The organism is Aquabacterium sp. NJ1, from assembly GCF_000768065.1.
GTDB lineage: Bacteria > Pseudomonadota > Gammaproteobacteria > Burkholderiales > Burkholderiaceae_C > Aquabacterium.
Genome location: NZ_JRKM01000001.1, coordinates 1,907,813 through 1,927,684, shown reverse-complemented (window position 1 = coordinate 1,927,684; position 19,872 = coordinate 1,907,813). Strand labels below are relative to the sequence as shown.

The following is a 19,872-nucleotide window of genomic DNA, read 5'->3' as shown; positions in this document are numbered from 1 at the left end:
GCTCATGGGTCCAGTGGCGGCATCAGTATCTCGCCATTCGGGCCCCAGTTGACCTGCGTGATGCCGGGCTCCATTTCTTCCAGGCGTTTGAGTTCACGGGCTTGGGGCGACATCTCTCCGATCTGAGCCCGTCTGTCGTCTGCCAATGCACGTTCTTCTCGGCTCGCAGCGCTGTGTGCCAGCGCGAGCTGGATTTGCGAGATAAGTTCGTCTTCCTGCCATGGTTTGCTCAAGTAGCGAAAGACCTCCACGTCATTCACGGCTTTCATGAGCGCTTCAACTTCAGTGGACGCGCTCAGCACCATCCGAACGCAGTGAGGCCATTTCGCTTTCACGAGCTTGAGGAAGGTGAAGCCATCCATCTGCGGCATTCTGAAGTCGCTGAGCACCACATCGAACGGCACACTCTGAATGCGCGCCAGCGCAGTCAGCGGGTTGTCGAACGCTTCGACCTGAACGGCACCTGCGAGGCGTCGGCGCATGACTCTTTGCAGGGCAGCTACGACGTTGGGCTCGTCGTCAACCAGCAATAAGCGGCTCATTTTTTCTCCATGGGCGGTCTGATCGACATCAACAGCGACTTGCCGCTGCGTTGTTCGAATGTTCGGATGCGCATGATCAGCTCCGCGGTCAGGACGTGGTCGGCGGACAGCAGCAACACGCCTTCCTGGGACAGGAAATCGCAAGCCAGGACCATGCCTGGGCGCAGTTCATCCGTCCTCAGTTTCAGATTCCGGTGGGGTGAGGGCGGGGTCGGCTTGGCGAACAGGCCGAGGAAGGCTTCCACCACCTGCGGATCGAACTGCGCGCCGGCGCCTCGGCCGATCATGATGCGGGCATCCGCCGCCGACAGACATTCCGAAATGAAGTGGCCCGACTGCAAGTCCTCGTAAGTGTCGGCGACAGCCAGGATGCGGGCGCCCAAGGGAATCGCGTCTCCCTTCAGTCCATCTGGAAAGCCCTTGCCATCGTGGCGTTCATGGTGCGAGCGAATGAGCGAGGCCACCGGCTGCATGTCATCCAGAACCAGCAAGGCCTGCTCACCAAAGATGGGATGCAGGCGGTAACGAGTGGCCTCCTCCGGTGACATCTTGGAGACCGGTTTGGCGAGGATCTGATCAGACAAGCCGATGTGACCGATATCGTGCATCAGGGCCGCGATGAACACTTCATGGGCTGCGGCTTGCTCCAGGCTCAAGGCCTGGGCGATCTTTCTGGCCAGGTCCGCCACCTTGCGCGCGTGGCCCATCAAGGGGCCTCCGCGCAATTCGATCAGATTGGAGAAAGTCTTGATCGAGTTGAAGTAGCCCCTCTTCAGCCGATCGTTGGCCAGTGCGAGCTCTGCCGTCCGCGCTTCGACCTTGTCCTCCAAGGTCGCGTTCAGTTCTTTCAGCTGCTCGTTCTGCTGCTGGGTCAACGCTTCGAGGCGGTCCTTCTCGGCTTGCAAGGCTTGCCGCTCGAAGATGTCCTTGATCAGCATGAGGACATCGTCGTCTTGCCAGGGCTTGGCGATGTAGCGGTAGATCTGACCTTCGTTGATGGCCGCAACGGTCGACGCCATGTCCGCGTAGCCTGTCAGGAGCACACGGGTGGCATGAGGCTGGCGCAGCCGTGCTTGTCGCAGCAACTCGGCACCGTTCATCACGGGCATGCGCATGTCCGAGATGATCAGATCGATGGGCTCGGTCTCCAGCATGGCCAGCGCCGATTCGCCGCTATCGGCCGTGAGGACGCGATGGCCTGTAGGCCGAAAGAGCCGCTTCAAGGATGACAGGATGTTGGGCTCGTCATCCACGCAGAGAATGGTTCGCTCCGGGCTCAAGGGATTGGTGCTCATGCTGCCATCCTCTCTCGTCAGATTTGAAGCGCCTGGCACACGCTTTCAAATTGGGTTTCGACCTTGGCAAACAAGCGTGTGAACGCTTCGGAACTGGGGGCCATGGCGCCCCAGATGGCTGGCGGCGTGAGGGGAACGTATTCGTCCTCCAGGCCAGATAGGCCAAGGCCATGCGACAGGGCATCGGCCATGTGTGCGAGGCCCACGAGCCCGGGGCCATGGTGCATGGCAGGCGCATGGTGGTGCGCAATCGCCTCGGCAATGACGGGGGAAAACCGCCACTGCTCGGCAATCAGTCCTCCGATGACGGCGTGATCTGTACCCAGAACAGCCCGTTCCGCGTCAATGAGCATGCAGTCATGTGTTCGTCGATGAAGCAGAACTTGCATGTACTCATCCGGGAAGCAGCAGGTCAGGCTCATTTGCCCGATGTCGTGCAGCAGCCCGGCCGTAAAGCCCATATCCGCATCCATGTCGAGCTCCATGGCCAGCGCCTGCCCGCACAGGGCCGTACCAATGGCGTGTCGCCAGAAAGCGTGAAAATTGAAATCGACACTCGCTGGAGGTTTGGCCCAGCCCGTCAAGCCCCCGGCGATGACCAGATTTCGCACCGTTCGCAGGCCCAGGATGGTGACCGCTTCCTGGATGGTTTCGATCTGTCTCGACATGCCGTAAAACGATGAGTTGGCCAAGCGCAGTGTCTTGGCGCTCAAGGCCAGGTCTTTTGATAATTTTGTGGCAACGTCGTCAGAGGTCACTGTGTCGTTGCCGATGGAGGCGATGAGTTCAGCCACCACGGCTGGCAGTGACGGCAAATCCTTTAATCGGGCTTTGAGCACCTCGGGTGTGACAAGGTTGCTCATCGCTGCTGCTCCAGCTTGTAGTGCATGAGCAAATGGAGAAGGGGATTGACCTGATTCGCGCGCAGACCATGACGAAAGCGGTGTTCGAGTTCGCGCCGGACTTGTTCCCGGTGATCTTGATCCTGGTTGGGGGCGGGTTGCTCGGTCGAGGTCGGAGGGGGGGTATTGATCATGTTTCTTCCTGATTTTTGATGGGCTGTTTTTTAGCAATCGGCGATCGGCATGAGAACCATGAGCGCGCCGCGTGAGTGGGCGTCGCCCTTCATGGCGCGGCATACTGCCCGGTATGCCCGCCCGTGCACTTCGATGTCGTGATGGCACCCATCCTGGGTCTGCCAGAGTCGTGTCAGTGGGGGACAACTGACGTCGTCGATATGCATGCCCAGCAAGACTGCCGCGCCGTCGAACAGCAAGTCGGCGTCCGAGTTCATGAATGAAACCATGCCCTCTTGATCAATGCCGACGACAGGGCAGGGGATGTTCTCGAGCGCATCTCTGGCGATCTCCAGGCTGGCCTCCTCTTTCAGGATGCGCTCGCTCTGCGTGGCCAGCAAGGCTTTCAATCGTCGGTTCACATCCGCCAGTTCCAGGTTGGCCTGCTGAACCTCTCTGTCCAGCCGTCGGTTTTCGTCGGCCATTTCCTTTTGCTCGAATGCTTCCTTGATATGGGCGCGCACACGCTCGTCATCCCACGGCTTGGTCAGGAACTTGTAGATGGCGCCCTCGTTGATGGCATCCGTGATGGATTGAAGCTCGGTATAGCCGGACAGCACCAACCTGATGGTCTGGGGGTAGAGCTCTTTTGTCTGTCTCAGGAACTCGACGCCGGTCATGCCCGGCATGCGCTGATCCGAGACGATGACATCCACCTGATGTTCTGCCAGTCGCTGCAAGCCCTGGGCGCCACTGTTGGCGGTGACGATGTTGTAGCCATCGCGGCGCAGCAGGCGCTTGAGCGCAGAGACGATGTTGTCTTCATCGTCGACGAGCAGCAGCGTTCGCTGACGTGCCTGGTGTCCCAGCGCCTCACTGGGCAGATGTTTGCCATCACGCAACAATGGCAGCAGTTCCTCTTCCGGCAGCGGCTTGCTGAAGAAGTTGCCCTGCATCAGGTCGCATCGATTGGCCTGCAGCAAAGCCAATTCCCCTTCACTTTCCACGCCGACGGCCATCACCTTTGTCTGCATGCTGTGAGCCATGTTGATGATGGCGCGGGTGATGGACACATCTCTCGCGGCCGCGGTCACATCGGGCACGAGGGAACGGTCGACCTTGATGACGTTGATGGGAAGGTTCCGCAGGCTGCTCAGGTTCGAGCAACCCGTTCCAAATCCGTCCAGCGAGATGTCGATCCCGATGGACCGAATGTCTGCCAGTGTTTTGGACACCTGCTCCAGGTTGTCCATCAACATGCCCTCGGTCACTTCGATGGAGAGTTGTTGGGGTGGCAGCCCCGATTGCATCAGGATGGTCTGGATAGTGCTGGCAAGATCAGGTTGTCGAAGTTGGCGGGGCGACAGGTTGATGGCCATCTGAATGGCCGGTAGCCCCATTTGCCGCCATCGAGCGGCGGCCTCGCAGGCACTTTTCAACACCCAGTTATTGATCGGCAGGATCAACCCTGTGCATTCGGCAATGGGGATGAAGGCATCGGGGGGAACATCGCCCAGCACGGGGCTTCGCCAGCGCAGCAAGGCCTCTACGCCGACGATCTGCCCCGTCTTCAGGTCGATTTGAGGCTGGTAAAGCAGAAACAATTCACCGCGCTCCAGCGCGTGGTGCAGTGCGGCTTCCCTGGCTTGCTGCGCGCTGGCCCTGGCGTTGGCTTCTGGTGTGTAGAAGCTGATTTGATTGATGCCTTGAGCCGTGGCCAGGCGCATGGCGACCTGTGCCTGCCTCAGGACGTGACCAGGCTCACGCGCGTCTTGAGGGAAGATGGCGATGCCGATGTCGCACGTGAGCTGGATGTTCTGGTGCTCAAGCCTGAGCGGCGTGGTCAACACATCGCGAATTTGCCGGCCAACCTGCAAGGCAACATCATCATCAACATCTGAATCCTGTGCAAGCAGCAGCGCAAACTCGCCTTCACCAAAGTGGGCGAGTACGCTGGACCCGCGCAAGCAACTCGACATGCGTCGTGTGAGGGTCATCAGCAACTGGTCGCCCAAGGCGTAACCCAGGGACTCGTTGATGTGCCGTATTTCCTTGATCTCTACGGCCAGCAGGCCGATTCGACGATTTTCCTGAATGGCCAGCAGGGCCTCTTTGTCGATCCGGTCTTGCAGCATCTTCCGATTGGGCAGACCTGTCAGTTCGTCAATGTGAGCGAGCCTGAAGGCTTGTTCCAGTGCGCGTTGCTGAGCCGATACGTCTCTTGCAAATACAAGGATGTGGTCCATGTCGGCGATGGGCATGAAGCAGGCATGGAGCTCCAGCGAGAGGAGCTCGCCCTTTGATGTCTGCCAATCACTGCTCAGCGTCAAGGGCCCTCTTTGCTTGAGCATGTGCACGCTGTCGGCCCACATATCCGGCCTGCGGTGTGGCGCGATGTCAAAAATGGACATCGTCTCCAGCTGCTCGCGAGGCCAACCCAGCATGGCGGCGGTTGCTTCGTTCGCATAGCGCAGCCGCCCATGGGTATCAATGACCACGATCGGCCAGGGCGCTCGGTCCAGCACGAACTCTTGCAGATTCGGCGCAGCAAGACCTCCCTTGAGGAGGGGGGCATTCGAGCGCTCATGATCGAACGGCACGTGCACAGTAGGCCTCACAAGATGAGTTCTTATGTACCGGAACAAGCCCGGTCGACACGAGACAGCCTGTGTCTGGATCAGCGTTCGCGCATACGTTGCTGTTTTACTGCTGTTCCTGCAGTGCGCAATGACACTTCATGTTGACGCTGTGATATTAGACCGAGTTGGCATCGCGGCAAAAGTCGGGCCTATCCCCACACATCAAAGGGGCTCTCATCCGATGGCCGGTGGTGCACGGACGTAAGCTGCCTCAATTACGCCAATACATCACGCGCTCGCCCGTCGCGTTGCGCGCATCGACTCATTTATTCGCTTGCGTGGCCGAAAGTACGGACGCCCTGTTCCCACCCATTCGGAGTCTCGCCATGCAGGTTGAACAATTGAGTTGGAGTCTCGCGAACGGTTGGTCCGGCTCCCGTCCTGAGCAGAAAGGGGCCGCCCAGTGGGTGCTGGCGTTTGGCGCGCCGGAGGCGCTCAACAACACGGATGCGTTGGCCGGGCTGGCTGCAGCGTATCCACACGCATGTATCGTGGGGTGCTCCACGGCGGGAGAGATCCTGGATACACGTGTCCAGGACGATACGCTGGTGGCCACGGCCGTTCATTTCTCGGACACGCAGGTGCGCATGGCCACGGCCACGGTCGACGGCATGCAGGACAGCTATCAGGCTGGCTCGACCTTGGGCCATGCGCTGAATCTGCCTGGCCTGGCGCATGTGATGGTGCTGTCCGACGGACTCTCGGTGAACGGCACGGCGCTGGCCAGAGGCCTGCGGGAAAGTCTGCCATCCACCGTGGCGGTTACTGGTGGGCTGGCCGGTGATGGTGATCGCTTCAAGCAAACCATGGTGTGTGCTGGCGGTGAGGTCATGGCGAACGCCGTCGTTGCCATTGGCTTTTATGGCGCACGACTGCGGGTCGGCTATGGCTCCTTGGGCGGATGGGATACCTTCGGCCCAGAGCGCCTGGTCACAAGGTCCGATGGCAATGTGTTGTACGAGCTGGATGGTCAGCCTGCCCTGGCGCTCTACAAACGGTACCTGGGGAAGGATTACGCGGCTCAGTTGCCGTCCAGCGCCTTGTCCTTTCCCCTGTCCTTGCGTGGCGAAAATATCCATGACAGCGTCGTGCGTACGATCTTGTCTGTGGATGATGTCGGTGGGAGCATGACATTTGCGGGCGACGTGCCACAGGGTTCGCGTGCCACGCTGATGAAGGCCAATTTCGATCGTTTGATTGACGGCGCAGCGGGCGCTGCGCGCTCTGGATTGCAGCGACTCGACAGTTTCGCGCCCGCATTGGCTGTGCTGATCAGCTGCGTGGGACGCAAGTTGGTGCTCAAGCAACGGGTGGAGGAAGAGCTTGAAGGGGTTCGGCAGGTTCTGGGCCCGCAGGCTTTGCTGGCCGGCTTCTATTCGTACGGCGAGATATGTCCGCACGGCGGCGTGACCAAGTGCGAGTTGCACAACCAGACCATGACCATCACAACCTTTGCAGAATCGTGACTTACCACAAACTGCTTGAGCGCCAGATTCTTCGGCATCTGTCGAAGGTTTCGGTTGCACCGGGGGAGTTGGATGCTTTTCTCTCCGCGATCAGCGATGCCTATCGTGATGCCGATGTAGATCGCAATTCCATCGAACGCACCTTAGAGTTGATGTCGGAGGAATTGACGGAGCGCAACGCGCAGTTGCAGTTGCAATTGGCCCAGAGACAGGCCGTAGAGCAAGCCTTGCTGAAGGAAAAGGCCGATCAGCAGGCCCTGATCAAGCGCCTCGAGGAGGCGCATCATCAGCTGTTGCAGGCAGAAAAAATGGCGTCAATCGGCCAGCTGGCCGCTGGTGTCGCGCATGAGATCAACAATCCCATTGGCTTTGTGGGCTCCAACATCGGCACCTTGCGCAAGTATGTGGATGACTTGCTGGAGCTGATTGCGGCCTACGAGGTGCACGAAAAAGATCTGACCGATGAGGCCAGCTCCCAGATGTCGGCCATGCGGGCCACGCTTGATCTGGCGTATTTGCGCGAAGACCTCATTGCCTTGTTGGCCGAGTCCAACGATGGCATCAGTCGTGTCAAGCAGATCGTGCAGGATCTCAAAGACTTCTCTCATGTTGACGAGGCGCAGTGGCAATGGGCCAGTCTGCATAGAGGTCTGGACAGCACGCTGAACATCGTGCACAACGAAATCAAGTACGTTGCCGAGGTGGTCAAGCTTTATGGCCAGATTCCAGATATCGAATGCATGCCCTCTCAAATCAACCAGGTGTTGATGAATTTGCTGGTGAACGCCGCCCATGCGATGCATGAACGGCGCGGCAAGATCACGATCCGGACGGGTATGGCCGGTGCCGATGAGGTGTTTGTGGAAATCGCCGATGAGGGCCACGGTATATCGGATGAGCACCTCAAGCGGATTTTTGATCCCTTTTTCACCACCAAGCCGGTTGGCAAAGGGACGGGCCTGGGCTTGTCGCTGTCTTACGGCATCGTCAACAAGCACCATGGGCATATATCCGTGAGTAGCCAGATGGGTGCGGGCACCACGTTCAGGGTCGTGCTACCCGTGCGCCAGGCTGAGAGTGAGGCGCCTGAGCGTCAGGGCTTGATGTAGAGCGACTGGTTGTAAGCCTTCTCCAGCACGCCTTGGGCGCCACCGCCACCGGTGATGTTGGAGTTGATGAACAGCACGCCCAGCACGCGGGGGCCGGTCACCGGGCCGAACATGGCCACCGAGGTGGTGATGTTGTCGCACACATTGTTGCCATCGCAGTTGGCGCCCCAGCCGCCGTTCTTCTCCAGCTCGCCGTTGTTGTCCACGTCCCAGCCCAGGCCACGCAGGCGCATGGTGTTGAACAGGTCCTTGCCACCAGAGGCCGCCAGGATCTTGCCGTCCTTGGCGTTCAGGCTGAGCATCACCTTGGCCATGTCTTCCACCGACAGGTACCAGCCAGCGGCACCGCAGATCAGCGACACATCACCCCAGTCCGTGCCCTGGGCGTTGCTGCCGGGGCCCTTGTAGGCAAAGGCGTAGTTGGTCGAGTTCACGGGTGGCTTGCAGCTCACGCCGTTCTGGCCGACGAGGTTGAACACGTTCTGCTGAACCAGCGAGGTGTACTGGTTGGCCAGGGTCTGCGGGCGGGTGGCCTGGTTGGCGTCTTCGGCGAAGCCGGCCACCTTGGGCAGCAGCACACGCATGATGGCGAAGTTGTAGTTGCTGTAGCACCAGCTCTGGTCATTGACGTTCACCGGGTTGGCGGGGTTCTTCACACCCGAGCCCTGGCACGAGGTGTTGGCCATCGCATTGGTGCTTTGCGTGAAGAACTTCTTGAGCTGCGCATAGTCCATGGACACGTTGCCGTAGTCCTTGATGCCGCTGCGCTGGCCCAGCAACTGCGCGAAGGTGATGTTCTTGATGTACTTGCTCTGCAGAGCCCAATCCGATGGCAGGTAAGCGCCGATGGGCGTGTCCAGGCCCAGCGGCATGCTGGCGGCCTTCTGGTCGATGAGGCGCACGGCCGCGATCGTGGTCACCAGCTTGCTGACGCTGGCCACCGTGATCTTGGTGTTGGACTTGAACGCGGTTTCAGGCGCGGCGGCCGCCGTGCGGGCATCGCCGTGATGGCCAAACTTGGGGTACTGGCCCACGAAGTACGAGTAGCCCGTGACCTTGCCATCCAGCTGGGCGTGGATGTTCTTTTCGATGTCACACACGCGCACGCACTGGTTGCCCTGGCAGATGGGCGTGCTGGGCGGCACCTTGGCGTAATCGCGCCAGCCTTCCTTGACAAGCAGAGACTCAAGGTGTGAGCCAATCGGCGTCTGGGCCTGAGGGCCGCGCCAGTCCAGCACGCTGCTCAGTTGCGGGCCGCACACATTGCGGTATTGCGCATTCCACTGGTTGTACTGCTGCTCTTCCGGCATCTGCGAGGTGGGTGGCGGCAGCACGGCATCCAGGTGCACGCTCACGGTGGTGGAGGCACCGGGTTGCAACGAGGGGATGCTCACGCCCGACGTGTTCTGCCGCATCAGCAGGTTGGTGTCCTTCACGGCCAGCCAGGCGGGATCGGTCACGACCTTGCTCTTGTTGGTGATGCGCAGGGTGATGTCGGCGCCCGCGTAGTGCAGTTGGGTGAGCGGCACCACGCCGATCTTCTCTTCGTAGTTGACGATGTCGACCTTGGGGAAGTTGGCGCTGGGCCCGAACACGATGGGCGGCGTGGTGGTGGCAGGTACTTCGGTGATGAGCACATTGGGCGAGGCGGCGCCCATGGCCTGCATCACGCCGTTGTGCGGCTGGATGCTGAGGTTGAACTTCTGGGTGCTGGCCACCGAGGCGGGCAGGAAGGCGTTTTGCGGGATGGTGAAGCGCAGGAAGTGGCCCACGGCGGGGGCCGGTGTGGCCTCACCGCTGGCGACGACCTGGCCGTTGGCATTGCTCACCTTCCAGGTGCCGCCCGCGGCGCCGACTTGGTCGGTGGTCCATTGCATGGTGAAAGCGGTGGGTGCGGTCACGGTGACGGCGGTGTCGAGCGTCTGGAACTCGCCGCTGCCTTGCACCACCTGCAGGGTGGCGGCGGCCATGGCGGTGAGGGGCAGGAAGGTGGCGGCAAAACCGGCGGCGAAGCTGGCGAGGGTGAGGGTGCTGCGCTTGAGGCGCTGGCGGGTCGAGGTTTTCACAGAGGTTCTCCAGAACAAAAAATCGGGTTGCACGGTGCAGCGCGGTTGAAGGTTGCTTGGCTTGCCCTTCTTGGGGGTGACCGTTGGGGCGCCGTGCCGTGCTGACAGGTCGCCATTGAAGGCGTCTGGCGGCCTGTTCGCTTCCCCCCAAGGTGGGTTGGCCCCATCGAGAGGGGCGGTGGCGGATTCCGGTTTTGGTTTGCGTGTGCCGGTGCCTTGACGCCCCCGCGTGGGGGATGGGCGCCGTTGTTTTGGTACACTCGCCCCCGTCATTCGGGAGTAGCTGCACCTCATTGCGAGGTGGCCTGCGTCAACATGATTGGCCCCACAGGGCCATGGCGCCGGCGGTTACAGCCCTGGTTTTCAACAGCCAGCGGCTTTTTTCTTGGCAAGACGTCTGACCATGTGCTGCTTCACGGCTGGTGGGCGGCGTATGGTCATGCGCATGCACCAGCCAAGGACTTCTGATGGAATCCCTCTTCGTTTCGACCGGTGTGGTCGCCCTCGCTGAAATCGGCGACAAGACCCAATTGCTGGCCTTCATCCTGGCGGCGCGCTTCAAGCGCCCCGTGCCCATCATCCTGGGCATCCTGGTGGCCACCCTCGTCAACCACGGCCTGGCCGGTGCCCTGGGCGCCTGGATCACCTCCATGGTCAGCCCGGACATCATGCGTTGGGTGCTGGGTTTGAGCTTCATCGGCATGGCCATCTGGACACTGATCCCCGACGAGATCGAAGAGGAAGAAACCAAGGTGGCACACAAGCTGGGCGTGTTCGGCGCCACGCTGGTGACCTTCTTCCTGGCCGAGATGGGCGACAAGACCCAGCTGGCCACCGTGGCCCTGGCGGCGCATTACGCCAACCCCCTGTGGGTGGTGGCGGGCACCACGCTGGGCATGCTGATCGCCGACGTGCCGGCCGTGTTCGTGGGCAACCGTTTTGCCGAGAAGATCCCGATGAAGCTGGTGCACGGCATTGCCGCGGCCATCTTCGCGGTGATGGGCTTGCTGACCCTGTTCAAGATCGACAAGCTGTTTGCCTGAGCGGGCGCCAGACCAGGCAAGAAAAAGGACCTTGTATGCGTGAGACCGATCTGTCCCAGTGGATCCATGAGCACATCTTTGACGAAGGCAGCCAGCAGGCCGAAACCCGCACGCGGCTGGTGATGTGGATCACGCTGGCCATGATGGTGCTGGAGATCACCGCCGGCTGGTGGTTCAACTCCATGGCCCTGCTGGCTGACGGCTGGCACATGAGCTCGCACGCCATCGCCATTGGCCTGAGCGCCTTTGCCTATGCCGCGGCACGCCGTTATGCGCGTGACCCGCGCTTTGCCTTTGGCACCTGGAAGATCGAGGTGCTGGCGGGCTTTGCCAGCGCGGTGTTCCTGGTGGGCGTGGCGGGGCTGATGATCTTCGGCTCGGTGGAGCGCCTGGTGACGCCCGAGCCCATCCATTACCGCGAGGCGCTGGTTGTGGCGGTGATCGGGCTGGTGGTCAACCTGGTGTGTGCCTTCATCCTGGGTGGCGCACACGACCATCATCACCACGATCATGGTGGACACGAGCACCATCATGGGCACGGCCATGGTCACGCGCACCACGATCACCACGGCCACGATGAGCACCAGCATGACCTCAACCTGAAGTCAGCCTATGTGCATGTGCTGGCCGATGCCGCGACGTCCGTGCTGGCCATCCTGGCGCTGATCGGTGGCTGGATGTATGGCTGTTCCTGGCTGGACCCGGTGATGGGCCTGGTGGGCGCCGTGCTGGTGGCCGTGTGGGCCAAGGGCCTGATCATCGAAACCGGCAAGGTGCTGCTGGACCGCGAGATGGACCACCCCGTGGTGGACGAGATCCGCGAGGTGATCGCCGAACTGGATGCCCATGCCGACAGCCACCTCACCGACCTGCACGTGTGGCGGGTCGGCAAGGGGGCTTACTCATGTGCCCTGACGGTGGTGACGGGTGACCCTGCGCTCACACCCGCCGTGATTCGTGAGGCCTTGAAGGTGCACGAAGAGATCGTGCACGCGACGATCGAGGTGCATCACCGCTGACGCGGCAGCGTCATTGTCAAGGCGGCTTCACCTGTGTATGCTGGGTTTGCTGCGCTGCAGCAAATATCCAATTCATTCAGGAGCTTGCCATGGCCATTCGGGTTGAATGGGGTCGCCGCGTGCGCGCCCTCTGGTGTTTGTTGAGCCTCTGCCTGCTGGGGCTTTACGCGCCCTTTGCGGCCAGCGCCAAGGACCTGGCTCGCCTGCCCGCGCTGGGCCTGCAAGCCGATGCGGTCACCGTATCGGGCTTGTCTTCGGGCGCCTACATGGCCGGGCAGTTCCAGGTGGCCTACTCAGGCTCGCTGGCCGGTGCGGCGGTGATAGCCGGTGGCCCGTATGGCTGCTCTCATGGCTCGGTGGGCCGGGCGATGCTCAACTGTTCCTGCCCGGCCGACCCACCTTTTGCACTGGTTCTGGCGCATGCGTTTGGCGGTGGGTGCCAGGTGCTCAACCAGGAAGACTACGTCGGCTTCAGTGAGCGCGCCACCCGCAACAACGAAGCGGCCGGTGGCATCGACGCCAGCAGCAACCTGGCCCGCCACCGCATCTGGCTCTTCTCGGGCGGGCAGGATCATGTGGTGGACAGGCAGTTGGTCACGGCAGTTGAAACCTACTACAAGGACATGCAGGTGCCACCAGCCCAGATCCACCGCGAGGACCTGGCCGACGCGGGGCACGGCTTTCCCAGCCCTCGGGCCAAGCTGGAATGCAGCATCACGCAGACGCCTTTTCTGACGCAATGCCATGTGGATGCGGCGGGTGAGCTGCTCAAGTGGCTCTACCCCGGCTCGCCCGCGTGGCAAGCCGGTGTGGCCGATGAAAAGGGTTCGCTGAAGCGCTTCAATCAGGCGCGTTATGGCGACAAGAAGGTCTTCAGCGGCCTGGACAGCACCGGCTGGCTGTACGTGCCCAAGGCCTGCGAGCACGCTGGCGCCCATTGCAGGCTGCACGTGGCCTTTCATGGATGCGAGCAGGGGCAGAGTTTCGAGGCCAACGGGCACGAGTTCGGCACGCAGTTCGTGACGGGCGCTGGCTATAACGCGTGGGCAGAGAGTGGGGGCATTGTCGTGCTGTACCCGCAGGTAAAGGCCAGCACGGTGGGCAGCCTGGCGAGCCCTTACCAGTACAACCCCAAAGGCTGCTGGGACTTCTGGGGTTACACCAGCCCCCTGGGTGACGCCGGCTTGTTCAGCAGCAGCCCGCCCTTTGCCCGCAAGGATGCACCGCAGATGAAGGCGGTCAAGGCCATGATCGACGACCTGCTGCGGCCGCGGTGAACTGCTGCCGCCCCCTGGTTCATGGCCGCTCGACAGGCTGCATTGAAGTCATAATGCCCTCTCTTCATGGAGGGGTTGATGTCTCGCGGTGTGGCTCTTGGCGCTCGGACACTCGGAACGCGGCTGTGCAGGCTCGGTGTGGGCCTGTTGTCGCTGATGTGGCTGCATGGCGTCATGGCCAAGGAGCTGCGCATCGTCACCATCGAGTCGGCGCCTTTTGGCTTCGTCGGGAAAGATGGCAAGCCCACCGGCATGATGTACGAGATCGGCAACCGGATCGCCACAGAAGCCGGCTTTACCTATACCAACCAGATCACGCCGTATGCGCGTTCGGCGCACATGGTGGCGCGCGGCGATGCGGACTTTGTGCTGCGCTACCGAAGTACGGAGCTCGCCGAAGGCGCCATTCCCGTCGCTGGTGTGCTGAGCTTGCCGACGATTGTGGTGGGCAAGCCTGCGCTCAAGTGCCGAAGCCTTGCCGACTTGCGGGGCAAGGTGGTGGGCACACCCCGAGGCGGGCGCTTTGATGATGCCTTCGATGCCGAAGCCGATATCCAGAAGTACCAGGTGTCGGATTACTCGCAGATGCTCAAGATGCTGATGAATGACCGGATCGATGCCGCCCTGGGGTCGTCGATCGGTCTCTTCTACAACGCCTATCTCCTGGGCATCAAGAAAGAGCAGTTTGGCAAGCCGCTGGTCTTGAGCACGCAGACCTTCGAACTGCACTTTTCGAAAAAGACGGCCGATGATGAAACCATCGCCGCCTTGAGGGCCGCCGTGGCCCGCCTGAAAAGCCGCAATGAGGTCAGAAAGGTCGTCGACAAGTACCTCAACAGCTTCGACTGGGAGATGGCGTCCAGGTAGGCCTTGATCGACAAGGTCAGCCCTGTTGTGGCTGCAGCGCCTGATAGACCAGTTGCTTGAGTTCGAACGAGAAGGGGTGCCAGAAGGCCATGTCACGCTGGGTCATCACCACGCCAGCGGTGTTGGCCTTGGGGTTGATCCACCAGTGCGTGCCCGCCAGGCCGCCCCACTGGAACTCGCCGGTGGAGGCGGGTGGGTCAAAGGGCGAGGGCATCAAGGTCACCGCGCCACCCAGGCCGTAGCCTTTGCCGATCACCTCGCCAAAGCGCGGGAAGCGGATCCACTGGCCATCGGGCAACTGGTTGGACATCAGCATCGCGAGGGTCTCTGGCTTGAGCAGGGCCTTGCCGCCAGGCATCAGGCTGCGCAACAGCGCCAGCGTGTCGGCCAGTGATGAAACGAGCCCGCCACCGCCCGACAGCCACGGCACGGGTTGGAGGTTGGCCTTGGGGTAGGGCGCGTTGTCATTGCGCGTGAGGCCTGGTTGCATGGGCTTGGTGAAGTCGGTGCCCATGTAATACGTGGCCAGGCGATGTTGCTGATCGGGCGGGATCACAAAGCCGGTGTCCACCATGCCCAGCGGCTCGAAGATGCGCGCTTGCAGGAAAGCATCCAGGCGCTGGCCACTGACCACTTCAATCAGGTGCCCGATCACATCGGTGGCAATCGAGTATTCCCAGCCCTTGCCAGGGTGGAAGAGCAGCGGCAGGCCGGCCAGCGCATCGATCATGTCGGCCAGCGTGTTGCGTGGGCTCAGGATCTTGCGCTCGCGGTAGGCGTTGAACATGAGCGTACCGGGGTCCAGCAGGCCATAACTCAGGCCGGACTGGTGGCTCAACAAATGCCGGATGGTGATCGGGCCTTGTGCGGGCTCCACATCGTCGATGGAGGTGGCGCCGGGGCGCAGCACCATGCGCTGGCCCAGTTGCGGGATGTAGCGCTCGACGGGGTCGTCCAGCTGGAAGCGGCCCTCGTCCAGCAACAGCAAGGCCGCGCAGGAGGTGATCAGCTTGCTGCCCGAGTAGATGCGAAACAGGTGGTCGGCGCGCAGCGGGCTTTGCTGCTCCTTGTCGGCCCAGCCTGTGCAGTGCAGGTCCACCAGATCCTGGCCCACGAGCACGGCCGATGACACGCCCGCGAGGAGTTCGCCGTCCACATAACGCTGCATGGCCGCGTGCAGGGCGCTGAAGTCATGGCCTTGCGGGGTCACCGTCAAACTGCTCATCGTGATGCCTTGATGTGAGGATGGGCAAATTGTGCGGGATATTCGCAAGCAGCCGCTGGGATAAAGTCACCAGATCTTCATGGCCATTTCGATCAGCATGCGCCCTCCCTATGTGCCCCAGATGCGTCTGTTCCAGGACTGGCTGCGTGAGCAGCGTGGCCAGAGCTTCGACAACTACGATGCCTTGTGGCAGTGGTCCGTGCAGGACCAGACCGCCTTCTGGCAAAGCATCTGGGATTACGAGGGCATGCACTCGCCCACACCGTATGAGGCTGTGCTGGCCGATGCGCGCATGCCCGGTGCCAGGTGGTTCCCGGGGGCGAAGGTGAATTACGCGCAACGTGTGCTGCGACATGTGGATGCTGCGCAGGCTGCCGGTGTGCAAGCCATCATCAGCGAGAACGAACTGGGGCAGGTGCGTGAGCTGAGCTGGCCCGAGTTGCGCCGGCAGGTGGCCTCGTTTGCGCTCGCGCTTCAGGAGCTGGGGGTGCAGAAGGGCGACCGCGTGGCCGCCTACCTGCCCAATGTGCCCGAGACGGTGGTGGCCTTCCTGGCCTGTGCCAGCGTGGGCGCGATCTGGAGCGTGTGTGCGCCGGACATGGGCACGCAGGCGGTGACGGATCGCTTTCAGCAGATCACACCGCGTGTGCTGATTGCGGCTGAAGGGGTGCACTACGCGGGCAAGGGGCTGGACCGCAGCACGGTGGTGGAAGGCTTGCGCGCTTCGTTGCCTACTGTCGAGAAGGTGATCGTGCTGGAGAGCCCGTATGCCGCACAGCCAGTGAAGGCTGACTTGCGCTTTGCGCAGGCCATCGCGCGTGATGACGAGGCCGTGCGCGCTTTCGAGCCCGAGTGGCTGGACTTCGATCACCCTTTGTGGATCGTGTATTCCAGCGGCACCACCGGCCTGCCCAAGCCCTTGGTGCATGGCCATGGCGGCATCCTGATGGTGAGTGCGGCGGGCAACAAACACGGCGATGTGGGCTGCAGCTACAAGCCCAACAGCCTGGGCGAGCGCTTCCATTGGTACAGCTCCACGGGCTGGGTGATGTGGAACAGCCAGATCAGCGGCTTGATCACCGGCGCCACCATCTGCCTGTTCGATGGCAGCCCCGGTGGCAGCAAGGAGGCGCCGGACTGGACGGTGCTGTGGCGTTTTGCTGCACGCCACCAGGTGACGTACTTTGGCGCGGGGGCCGCGTTCTATGCGGCCTGCATGAAGGCGGGCGTGGACTTGAGCCAGTGTGGTGACCTGTCTCGCATTCGCACGCTGGGCTCTACCGGCTCACCCTTGTCGGAAGAAACGCAGCGTTGGGGTTCGGATCAGTTTGCGCGCATCGGCACGCCCGATATCTGGTGGAGCAACATTTCAGGGGGCACGGACTTTTGTGGGGTGTTCATTGGCGGGCACCGCGAGTTGCCGCTGGTGCCGGGGCGGCTGCAGTGCCGCTACCTGGGCGCGTCGGTCGAGGCGTGGAACGAGCGGGGGCAGCCTGTGATCGGTGAGGTGGGCGAGCTGGTGTGCACCCGGCCGATCCCGTCCATGCCGCTGTTTTTCTGGGGTGACCAGGGCAATGCGCGTTACCTGTCGAGTTACTTCGATGTGTACCCGGGCATCTGGCGCCATGGTGACTGGTTGAAGATCGACACCGATGGCAGCTGTGTGATCTATGGGCGTAGTGATGCGACCATCAACCGGCATGGCCTGCGCATGGGCACGAGCGAGATCTACGCGGCGGTGGAGGCCTTGCCCGAGGTGCTGGATTCGATGGTGATCGATCTGGAGTACCTGGGGCGGGACAGCCGCATGATCCTGTTTGTGGTGCTGCGCGAGGGGGCCACGCTGGATGCGGCGGTGCAGGGGCGCATCAACGAGGCGATCAAGGTGGCGGTGTCGCCACGCTTCATTCCTGACTTGACCTTGCAGGCGCCGGAGATCCCGCGCACCTTGTCAGGCAAAAAGCAGGAAGTGCCGATCAAGAAGGTGTTCCTGGGGCAGCCGCTGGCCAAGGTGGTGAACCCCGATGCCATGGCCAATCCGGCTTGCCTGGCCTGGTATGTGGCGCAGTTCAACAAGACGGCCCAGCCTTGAGGCTGGGTACCGTTCCAGGTGTGGCGCTCAAGCGCGGCGCCGCGATGCCCGCAGCGCCAAGACCCCGCCCAGGCCCAGCAGCATCATGGCGGAGGTGCCGGCCTCGGGAACGGGCATGGCCGTCACGAAAAGGATATCGTGGTCGCCCAGCGGCTTGCTGGCTTGCAGGTTCGCGTCAAACACGCCAGGCGGCATGACCCAGCTGCCGGCGATGAGTTGGCCATTGCCCGGCGCATACAGGTCTTCGGCATAGGTGTAGGTGGTGATGCCCTTCAAGGTGTCGCTGAACCCATCGAGGGCCATGATCTTGTGGCTCATCTGGGTGCTTGAGCCGCCGTGGTAGCCCAGCATGGAGACATAGGTCGTGTCCGTGCTGGCGTCATAGGCGATGCCGCGCACATTGGTCAGAGAAATGTCGGTCGAGTCGTTGAAGCCGGCAGTCAGTTGCTGAGGGTCTTGCAGGTTGCGGAAGCTGGACACCAGCGTGCCGCCCGTTGTGTAGCGCGCGATGCTGTATTCCTGGCCGAGGATGAGGTCGCCATTGGGCATCACGGCCAGGTCGTAGCCGCTGTCGTTGATGATCTTGTGTCCGGCGTCCGTTGTCTGGCTGTCGAACTGGTAGACGCCGCCATAACCCGCGACGTAGAAGGTGTGGCCGTCACCGGCGAAGGCGATGTTGCCCATCGCGATGTTGCCGCTGACCCCGGTGTCCAGGGCGTAGGACCGGAGCACCTGCCCGCTGGCGTTCATGACATCGACGCCAGAGTGCCCACTGTTGCCCCACACGTCGTCCGCGCGGACCACGTACATCAGGCCGTCACCGCCGAATGCGATGCCACGTGTTTCGGTGCCCAGGGACGTCGGGCCAGTGGGCGTGACGGTGTCCAACAGCGTACCGTTGGCCGAGAACTGGCTGATGGTGCGGCCTGAGGACGCGTAGTAGCTGTCCTGGTCGAAGGTGAAGGCGTTGGCTGCGCAAGAAACAGCCAGCAGCGAGGCGGCCAAACCGATGTGACGAATGCGGTGCATGTAGATCCTCCCGATGACGAATTGATATGCCGTGGGCGGCATGCCCCGGCACGTTAGTTGGTATTCGAATTATCCGGGCCGGCGCTGGGTTTGGGTGTGTCAATCCATCGCACCCTCCGCACTTGAGGGGGACGGGCCCCATCGGCATGAGCATGCCTCGCACGCAACTGCCCACAGCCGCCATCCACGTCCTGCCCGGCAGAGTGTCGCAGCTTGGTGAGGATGCCGCGGCGGTGCAGGGTCCGGGCGATCTCCGCGGCGCGCTCCCATGAGGGGCGCTTGAAGTCGAGTTCGTCCACGGTGTTGTAGGGGATCATGTTCATCAGCGCGTACTTGCCTTTGAGCAGGCGCACGATGCCTTCGATCTCATCCACGTTGTCGTTGACGCCTTCGATCAGGGTCCACTGGTATTGAACGGGGTAGCCGGTGGCGCGTGCATAAACCTCGGCGCGTTCGACCAGTTCTTCGGGCGACATGCGCGGTGCACGGGGCAGCAGCTGGGCGCGCAAATCGGCCTTGGTGGTGTGCAAGGACAAGGCCAGTGCGGGCCTCACACGGCCAGGCTCCAGGCTTTGCAGGCGGTCGAACGCGCGCGGGTCGCCCACGGTGGAGAACACCAGGTTCTTGTGCCCGATGTTGCCGATGGTGCCCAGCAGCTCGATGGCTTCGAGCACGTTGTCCAGGTTGTGCGAGGGCTCGCCCATGCCCATGAACACGACCTTGCTGACCTTGCGGCGTGTGCGGGCCAGGGCCACCTGGGCGACGATCTCGGCGCTGCCCACCTGGCGCAGCAGGCCTTCCTTGCCCGTCATGCAGAACACGCAGCCCACGGCGCAACCCACTTGCGACGACACGCACAGGCCGTCACGCGGCAGCAGCACGCTTTCCACGGTCTGCCCATCGGCCAGTTCGACGAGCAGGCGCGCGGAGCCGTCTTCACCGGGGTGCTCGGAACGGATGCGGGCCAGCTGGTGGATGTCGGCCAGCAGGGCGGGCATGGCTTCGCGCACTTCCAGCGGCAGGAAGTCTTCGGGGCGGCGTTTGCCACCTTCTTGCGGCAGGGCTTGCGACCACAGACGCAGCACACGCTGGATGTGGACGGGTTTGGCGCCCAGCGCTTGCATACGCTGGCGGATGTCTTCAATGCGCATGGCGAAATTCAGGACGCGGGGGCAGGGCGACAGTGT

At 62.1% G+C, this 19,872-nt stretch carries 16 protein-coding genes and 1 riboswitch; of the genes, 7 read left to right on the top strand and 9 right to left on the bottom strand.

The window, feature by feature from the left end; all coding sequences use genetic code 11:
* Nucleotides 1-2: 2 nt before the first annotated feature.
* Genes JY96_RS08245 through JY96_RS08230 form a run of 5 tightly spaced genes read right to left on the bottom strand, consistent with a single transcriptional unit; the run spans nt 3 to nt 5,459 of the window.
* Nucleotides 3-542, bottom strand: coding sequence for a response regulator (locus JY96_RS08245; RefSeq protein ID WP_035036530.1), 540 nt, complete (start codon nt 540-542; stop codon nt 3-5).
* The gene (locus JY96_RS08240) at nt 539-1,837 is read right to left on the bottom strand and encodes an HD domain-containing phosphohydrolase (protein ID WP_035036528.1); all 1,299 of its coding nucleotides are present in this window, start codon (nt 1,835-1,837) and stop codon (nt 539-541) included. The genes JY96_RS08245 and JY96_RS08240 overlap by 4 nt, the downstream gene beginning before the upstream one ends.
* Before the next feature lie 17 nt (nt 1,838-1,854).
* Entirely contained in the window at nt 1,855-2,700 is an 846-nt protein-coding gene (locus tag JY96_RS08235; protein WP_035036525.1) for an HDOD domain-containing protein, read from the bottom strand.
* A complete protein-coding gene (locus tag JY96_RS23525; protein WP_161784265.1) occupies nt 2,697-2,873 on the bottom strand; it encodes a hypothetical protein in 177 nt (58 codons plus the stop codon). The genes JY96_RS08235 and JY96_RS23525 overlap by 4 nt, the downstream gene beginning before the upstream one ends.
* 30 nt (nt 2,874-2,903) lie before the next feature.
* On the bottom strand, nt 2,904-5,459 hold the full coding sequence (locus JY96_RS08230) for an EAL domain-containing protein (protein WP_152606405.1): 2,556 nt from the start codon (nt 5,457-5,459) through the stop codon (nt 2,904-2,906).
* Between the two features lie 359 nt (nt 5,460-5,818).
* Here JY96_RS08230 and JY96_RS08225 point away from each other — a divergent pair, with 359 nt between their 5' ends.
* Nucleotides 5,819-6,958 carry an FIST signal transduction protein gene (locus tag JY96_RS08225; protein ID WP_035036523.1) on the top strand — a complete coding sequence of 380 codons (1,140 nt, stop codon included), beginning with the start codon at nt 5,819-5,821 and terminating at the stop codon, nt 6,956-6,958.
* Nucleotides 6,955-8,067: an ATP-binding protein gene (locus tag JY96_RS08220; protein WP_035036520.1), complete on the top strand. Its 1,113-nt coding sequence runs from the start codon at nt 6,955-6,957 to the stop codon at nt 8,065-8,067. Before JY96_RS08225 ends, JY96_RS08220 begins: the two co-directional genes overlap by 4 nt.
* Here the strand turns inward: JY96_RS08220 and JY96_RS08215 are convergent.
* On the bottom strand, nt 8,052-10,133 hold the full coding sequence (locus JY96_RS08215; RefSeq protein WP_035036518.1) for a serine hydrolase: 2,082 nt from the start codon (nt 10,131-10,133) through the stop codon (nt 8,052-8,054). The genes JY96_RS08220 and JY96_RS08215 overlap by 16 nt on opposite strands.
* A gap of 262 nt (nt 10,134-10,395) precedes the next feature.
* Nucleotides 10,396-10,536, top strand: a riboswitch (yybP-ykoY riboswitch).
* Nucleotides 10,537-10,600: 64 nt separating this feature from the next.
* On the opposite strand from JY96_RS08215, the gene JY96_RS08210 reads away from it, so the two are divergent.
* The 4 genes from JY96_RS08210 (at nt 10,601) to JY96_RS08195 (ending at nt 14,339) form a co-directional block, all read left to right on the top strand.
* Nucleotides 10,601-11,176: a TMEM165/GDT1 family protein gene (locus JY96_RS08210; RefSeq protein WP_035036516.1), complete on the top strand. Its 576-nt coding sequence runs from the start codon at nt 10,601-10,603 to the stop codon at nt 11,174-11,176.
* Between the two features lie 35 nt (nt 11,177-11,211).
* The gene (dmeF, locus tag JY96_RS08205) at nt 11,212-12,195 is read left to right on the top strand and encodes a CDF family Co(II)/Ni(II) efflux transporter DmeF (protein WP_035036514.1); all 984 of its coding nucleotides are present in this window, start codon (nt 11,212-11,214) and stop codon (nt 12,193-12,195) included.
* Nucleotides 12,196-12,284: 89 nt separating this feature from the next.
* The gene (locus JY96_RS08200; protein WP_152606403.1) at nt 12,285-13,472 is read left to right on the top strand and encodes a hypothetical protein; all 1,188 of its coding nucleotides are present in this window, start codon (nt 12,285-12,287) and stop codon (nt 13,470-13,472) included.
* A gap of 138 nt (nt 13,473-13,610) precedes the next feature.
* On the top strand, nt 13,611-14,339 hold the full coding sequence (locus JY96_RS08195) for an ABC transporter substrate-binding protein (RefSeq protein ID WP_161784264.1): 729 nt from the start codon (nt 13,611-13,613) through the stop codon (nt 14,337-14,339).
* A 16-nt stretch (nt 14,340-14,355) separates the two neighbouring features.
* Here JY96_RS08195 and JY96_RS08190 read toward each other — a convergent pair whose 3' ends face one another.
* Nucleotides 14,356-15,564 carry a serine hydrolase gene (locus JY96_RS08190; RefSeq protein WP_200883456.1) on the bottom strand — a complete coding sequence of 403 codons (1,209 nt, stop codon included), beginning with the start codon at nt 15,562-15,564 and terminating at the stop codon, nt 14,356-14,358.
* A gap of 97 nt (nt 15,565-15,661) precedes the next feature.
* Between JY96_RS08190 and JY96_RS08185 the strand changes: the two genes are divergently transcribed.
* Nucleotides 15,662-17,656, top strand: a complete 1,995-nt coding sequence (locus JY96_RS08185; RefSeq protein WP_035041736.1) for an acetoacetate--CoA ligase — start codon at nt 15,662-15,664, stop codon at nt 17,654-17,656.
* A gap of 27 nt (nt 17,657-17,683) precedes the next feature.
* Here JY96_RS08185 and JY96_RS08180 read toward each other — a convergent pair whose 3' ends face one another.
* Nucleotides 17,684-18,685 (bottom strand): PEP-CTERM sorting domain-containing protein, encoded by a 1,002-nt coding sequence (locus JY96_RS08180; RefSeq protein ID WP_035036510.1) that lies wholly within the window; start codon nt 18,683-18,685, stop codon nt 17,684-17,686.
* Between the two features lie 53 nt (nt 18,686-18,738).
* The gene (locus tag JY96_RS08175) at nt 18,739-19,836 is read right to left on the bottom strand and encodes an RNA methyltransferase (protein ID WP_052162271.1); all 1,098 of its coding nucleotides are present in this window, start codon (nt 19,834-19,836) and stop codon (nt 18,739-18,741) included.
* Nucleotides 19,837-19,872 lie beyond the last annotated feature (36 nt).

What these genes read in the sequence shown, in the direction of transcription:
- JY96_RS08200 (WP_152606403.1), top strand. Translation starts at nt 12,285, where the DNA reads ATGGCCATTCGGGTTGAATGGGGTCGCCGCGTGCGCGCCCTCTGGTGT.
- JY96_RS08245 (WP_035036530.1), bottom strand. Translation starts at nt 542, where the DNA reads ATGAGCCGCTTATTGCTGGTTGACGACGAGCCCAACGTCGTAGCTGCC.
- JY96_RS08210 (WP_035036516.1), top strand. Translation starts at nt 10,601, where the DNA reads ATGGAATCCCTCTTCGTTTCGACCGGTGTGGTCGCCCTCGCTGAAATC.
- JY96_RS08180 (WP_035036510.1), bottom strand. Translation starts at nt 18,685, where the DNA reads ATGCACCGCATTCGTCACATCGGTTTGGCCGCCTCGCTGCTGGCTGTT.
- JY96_RS08175 (WP_052162271.1), bottom strand. Translation starts at nt 19,836, where the DNA reads ATGCGCATTGAAGACATCCGCCAGCGTATGCAAGCGCTGGGCGCCAAA.
- JY96_RS08185 (WP_035041736.1), top strand. Translation starts at nt 15,662, where the DNA reads ATGCGCCCTCCCTATGTGCCCCAGATGCGTCTGTTCCAGGACTGGCTG.
- JY96_RS08190 (WP_200883456.1), bottom strand. Translation starts at nt 15,564, where the DNA reads ATGAGCAGTTTGACGGTGACCCCGCAAGGCCATGACTTCAGCGCCCTG.
- JY96_RS08240 (WP_035036528.1), bottom strand. Translation starts at nt 1,837, where the DNA reads ATGAGCACCAATCCCTTGAGCCCGGAGCGAACCATTCTCTGCGTGGAT.
- JY96_RS08235 (WP_035036525.1), bottom strand. Translation starts at nt 2,700, where the DNA reads ATGAGCAACCTTGTCACACCCGAGGTGCTCAAAGCCCGATTAAAGGAT.
- JY96_RS08225 (WP_035036523.1), top strand. Translation starts at nt 5,819, where the DNA reads ATGCAGGTTGAACAATTGAGTTGGAGTCTCGCGAACGGTTGGTCCGGC.
- dmeF (WP_035036514.1), top strand. Translation starts at nt 11,212, where the DNA reads ATGCGTGAGACCGATCTGTCCCAGTGGATCCATGAGCACATCTTTGAC.
- JY96_RS23525 (WP_161784265.1), bottom strand. Translation starts at nt 2,873, where the DNA reads ATGATCAATACCCCCCCTCCGACCTCGACCGAGCAACCCGCCCCCAAC.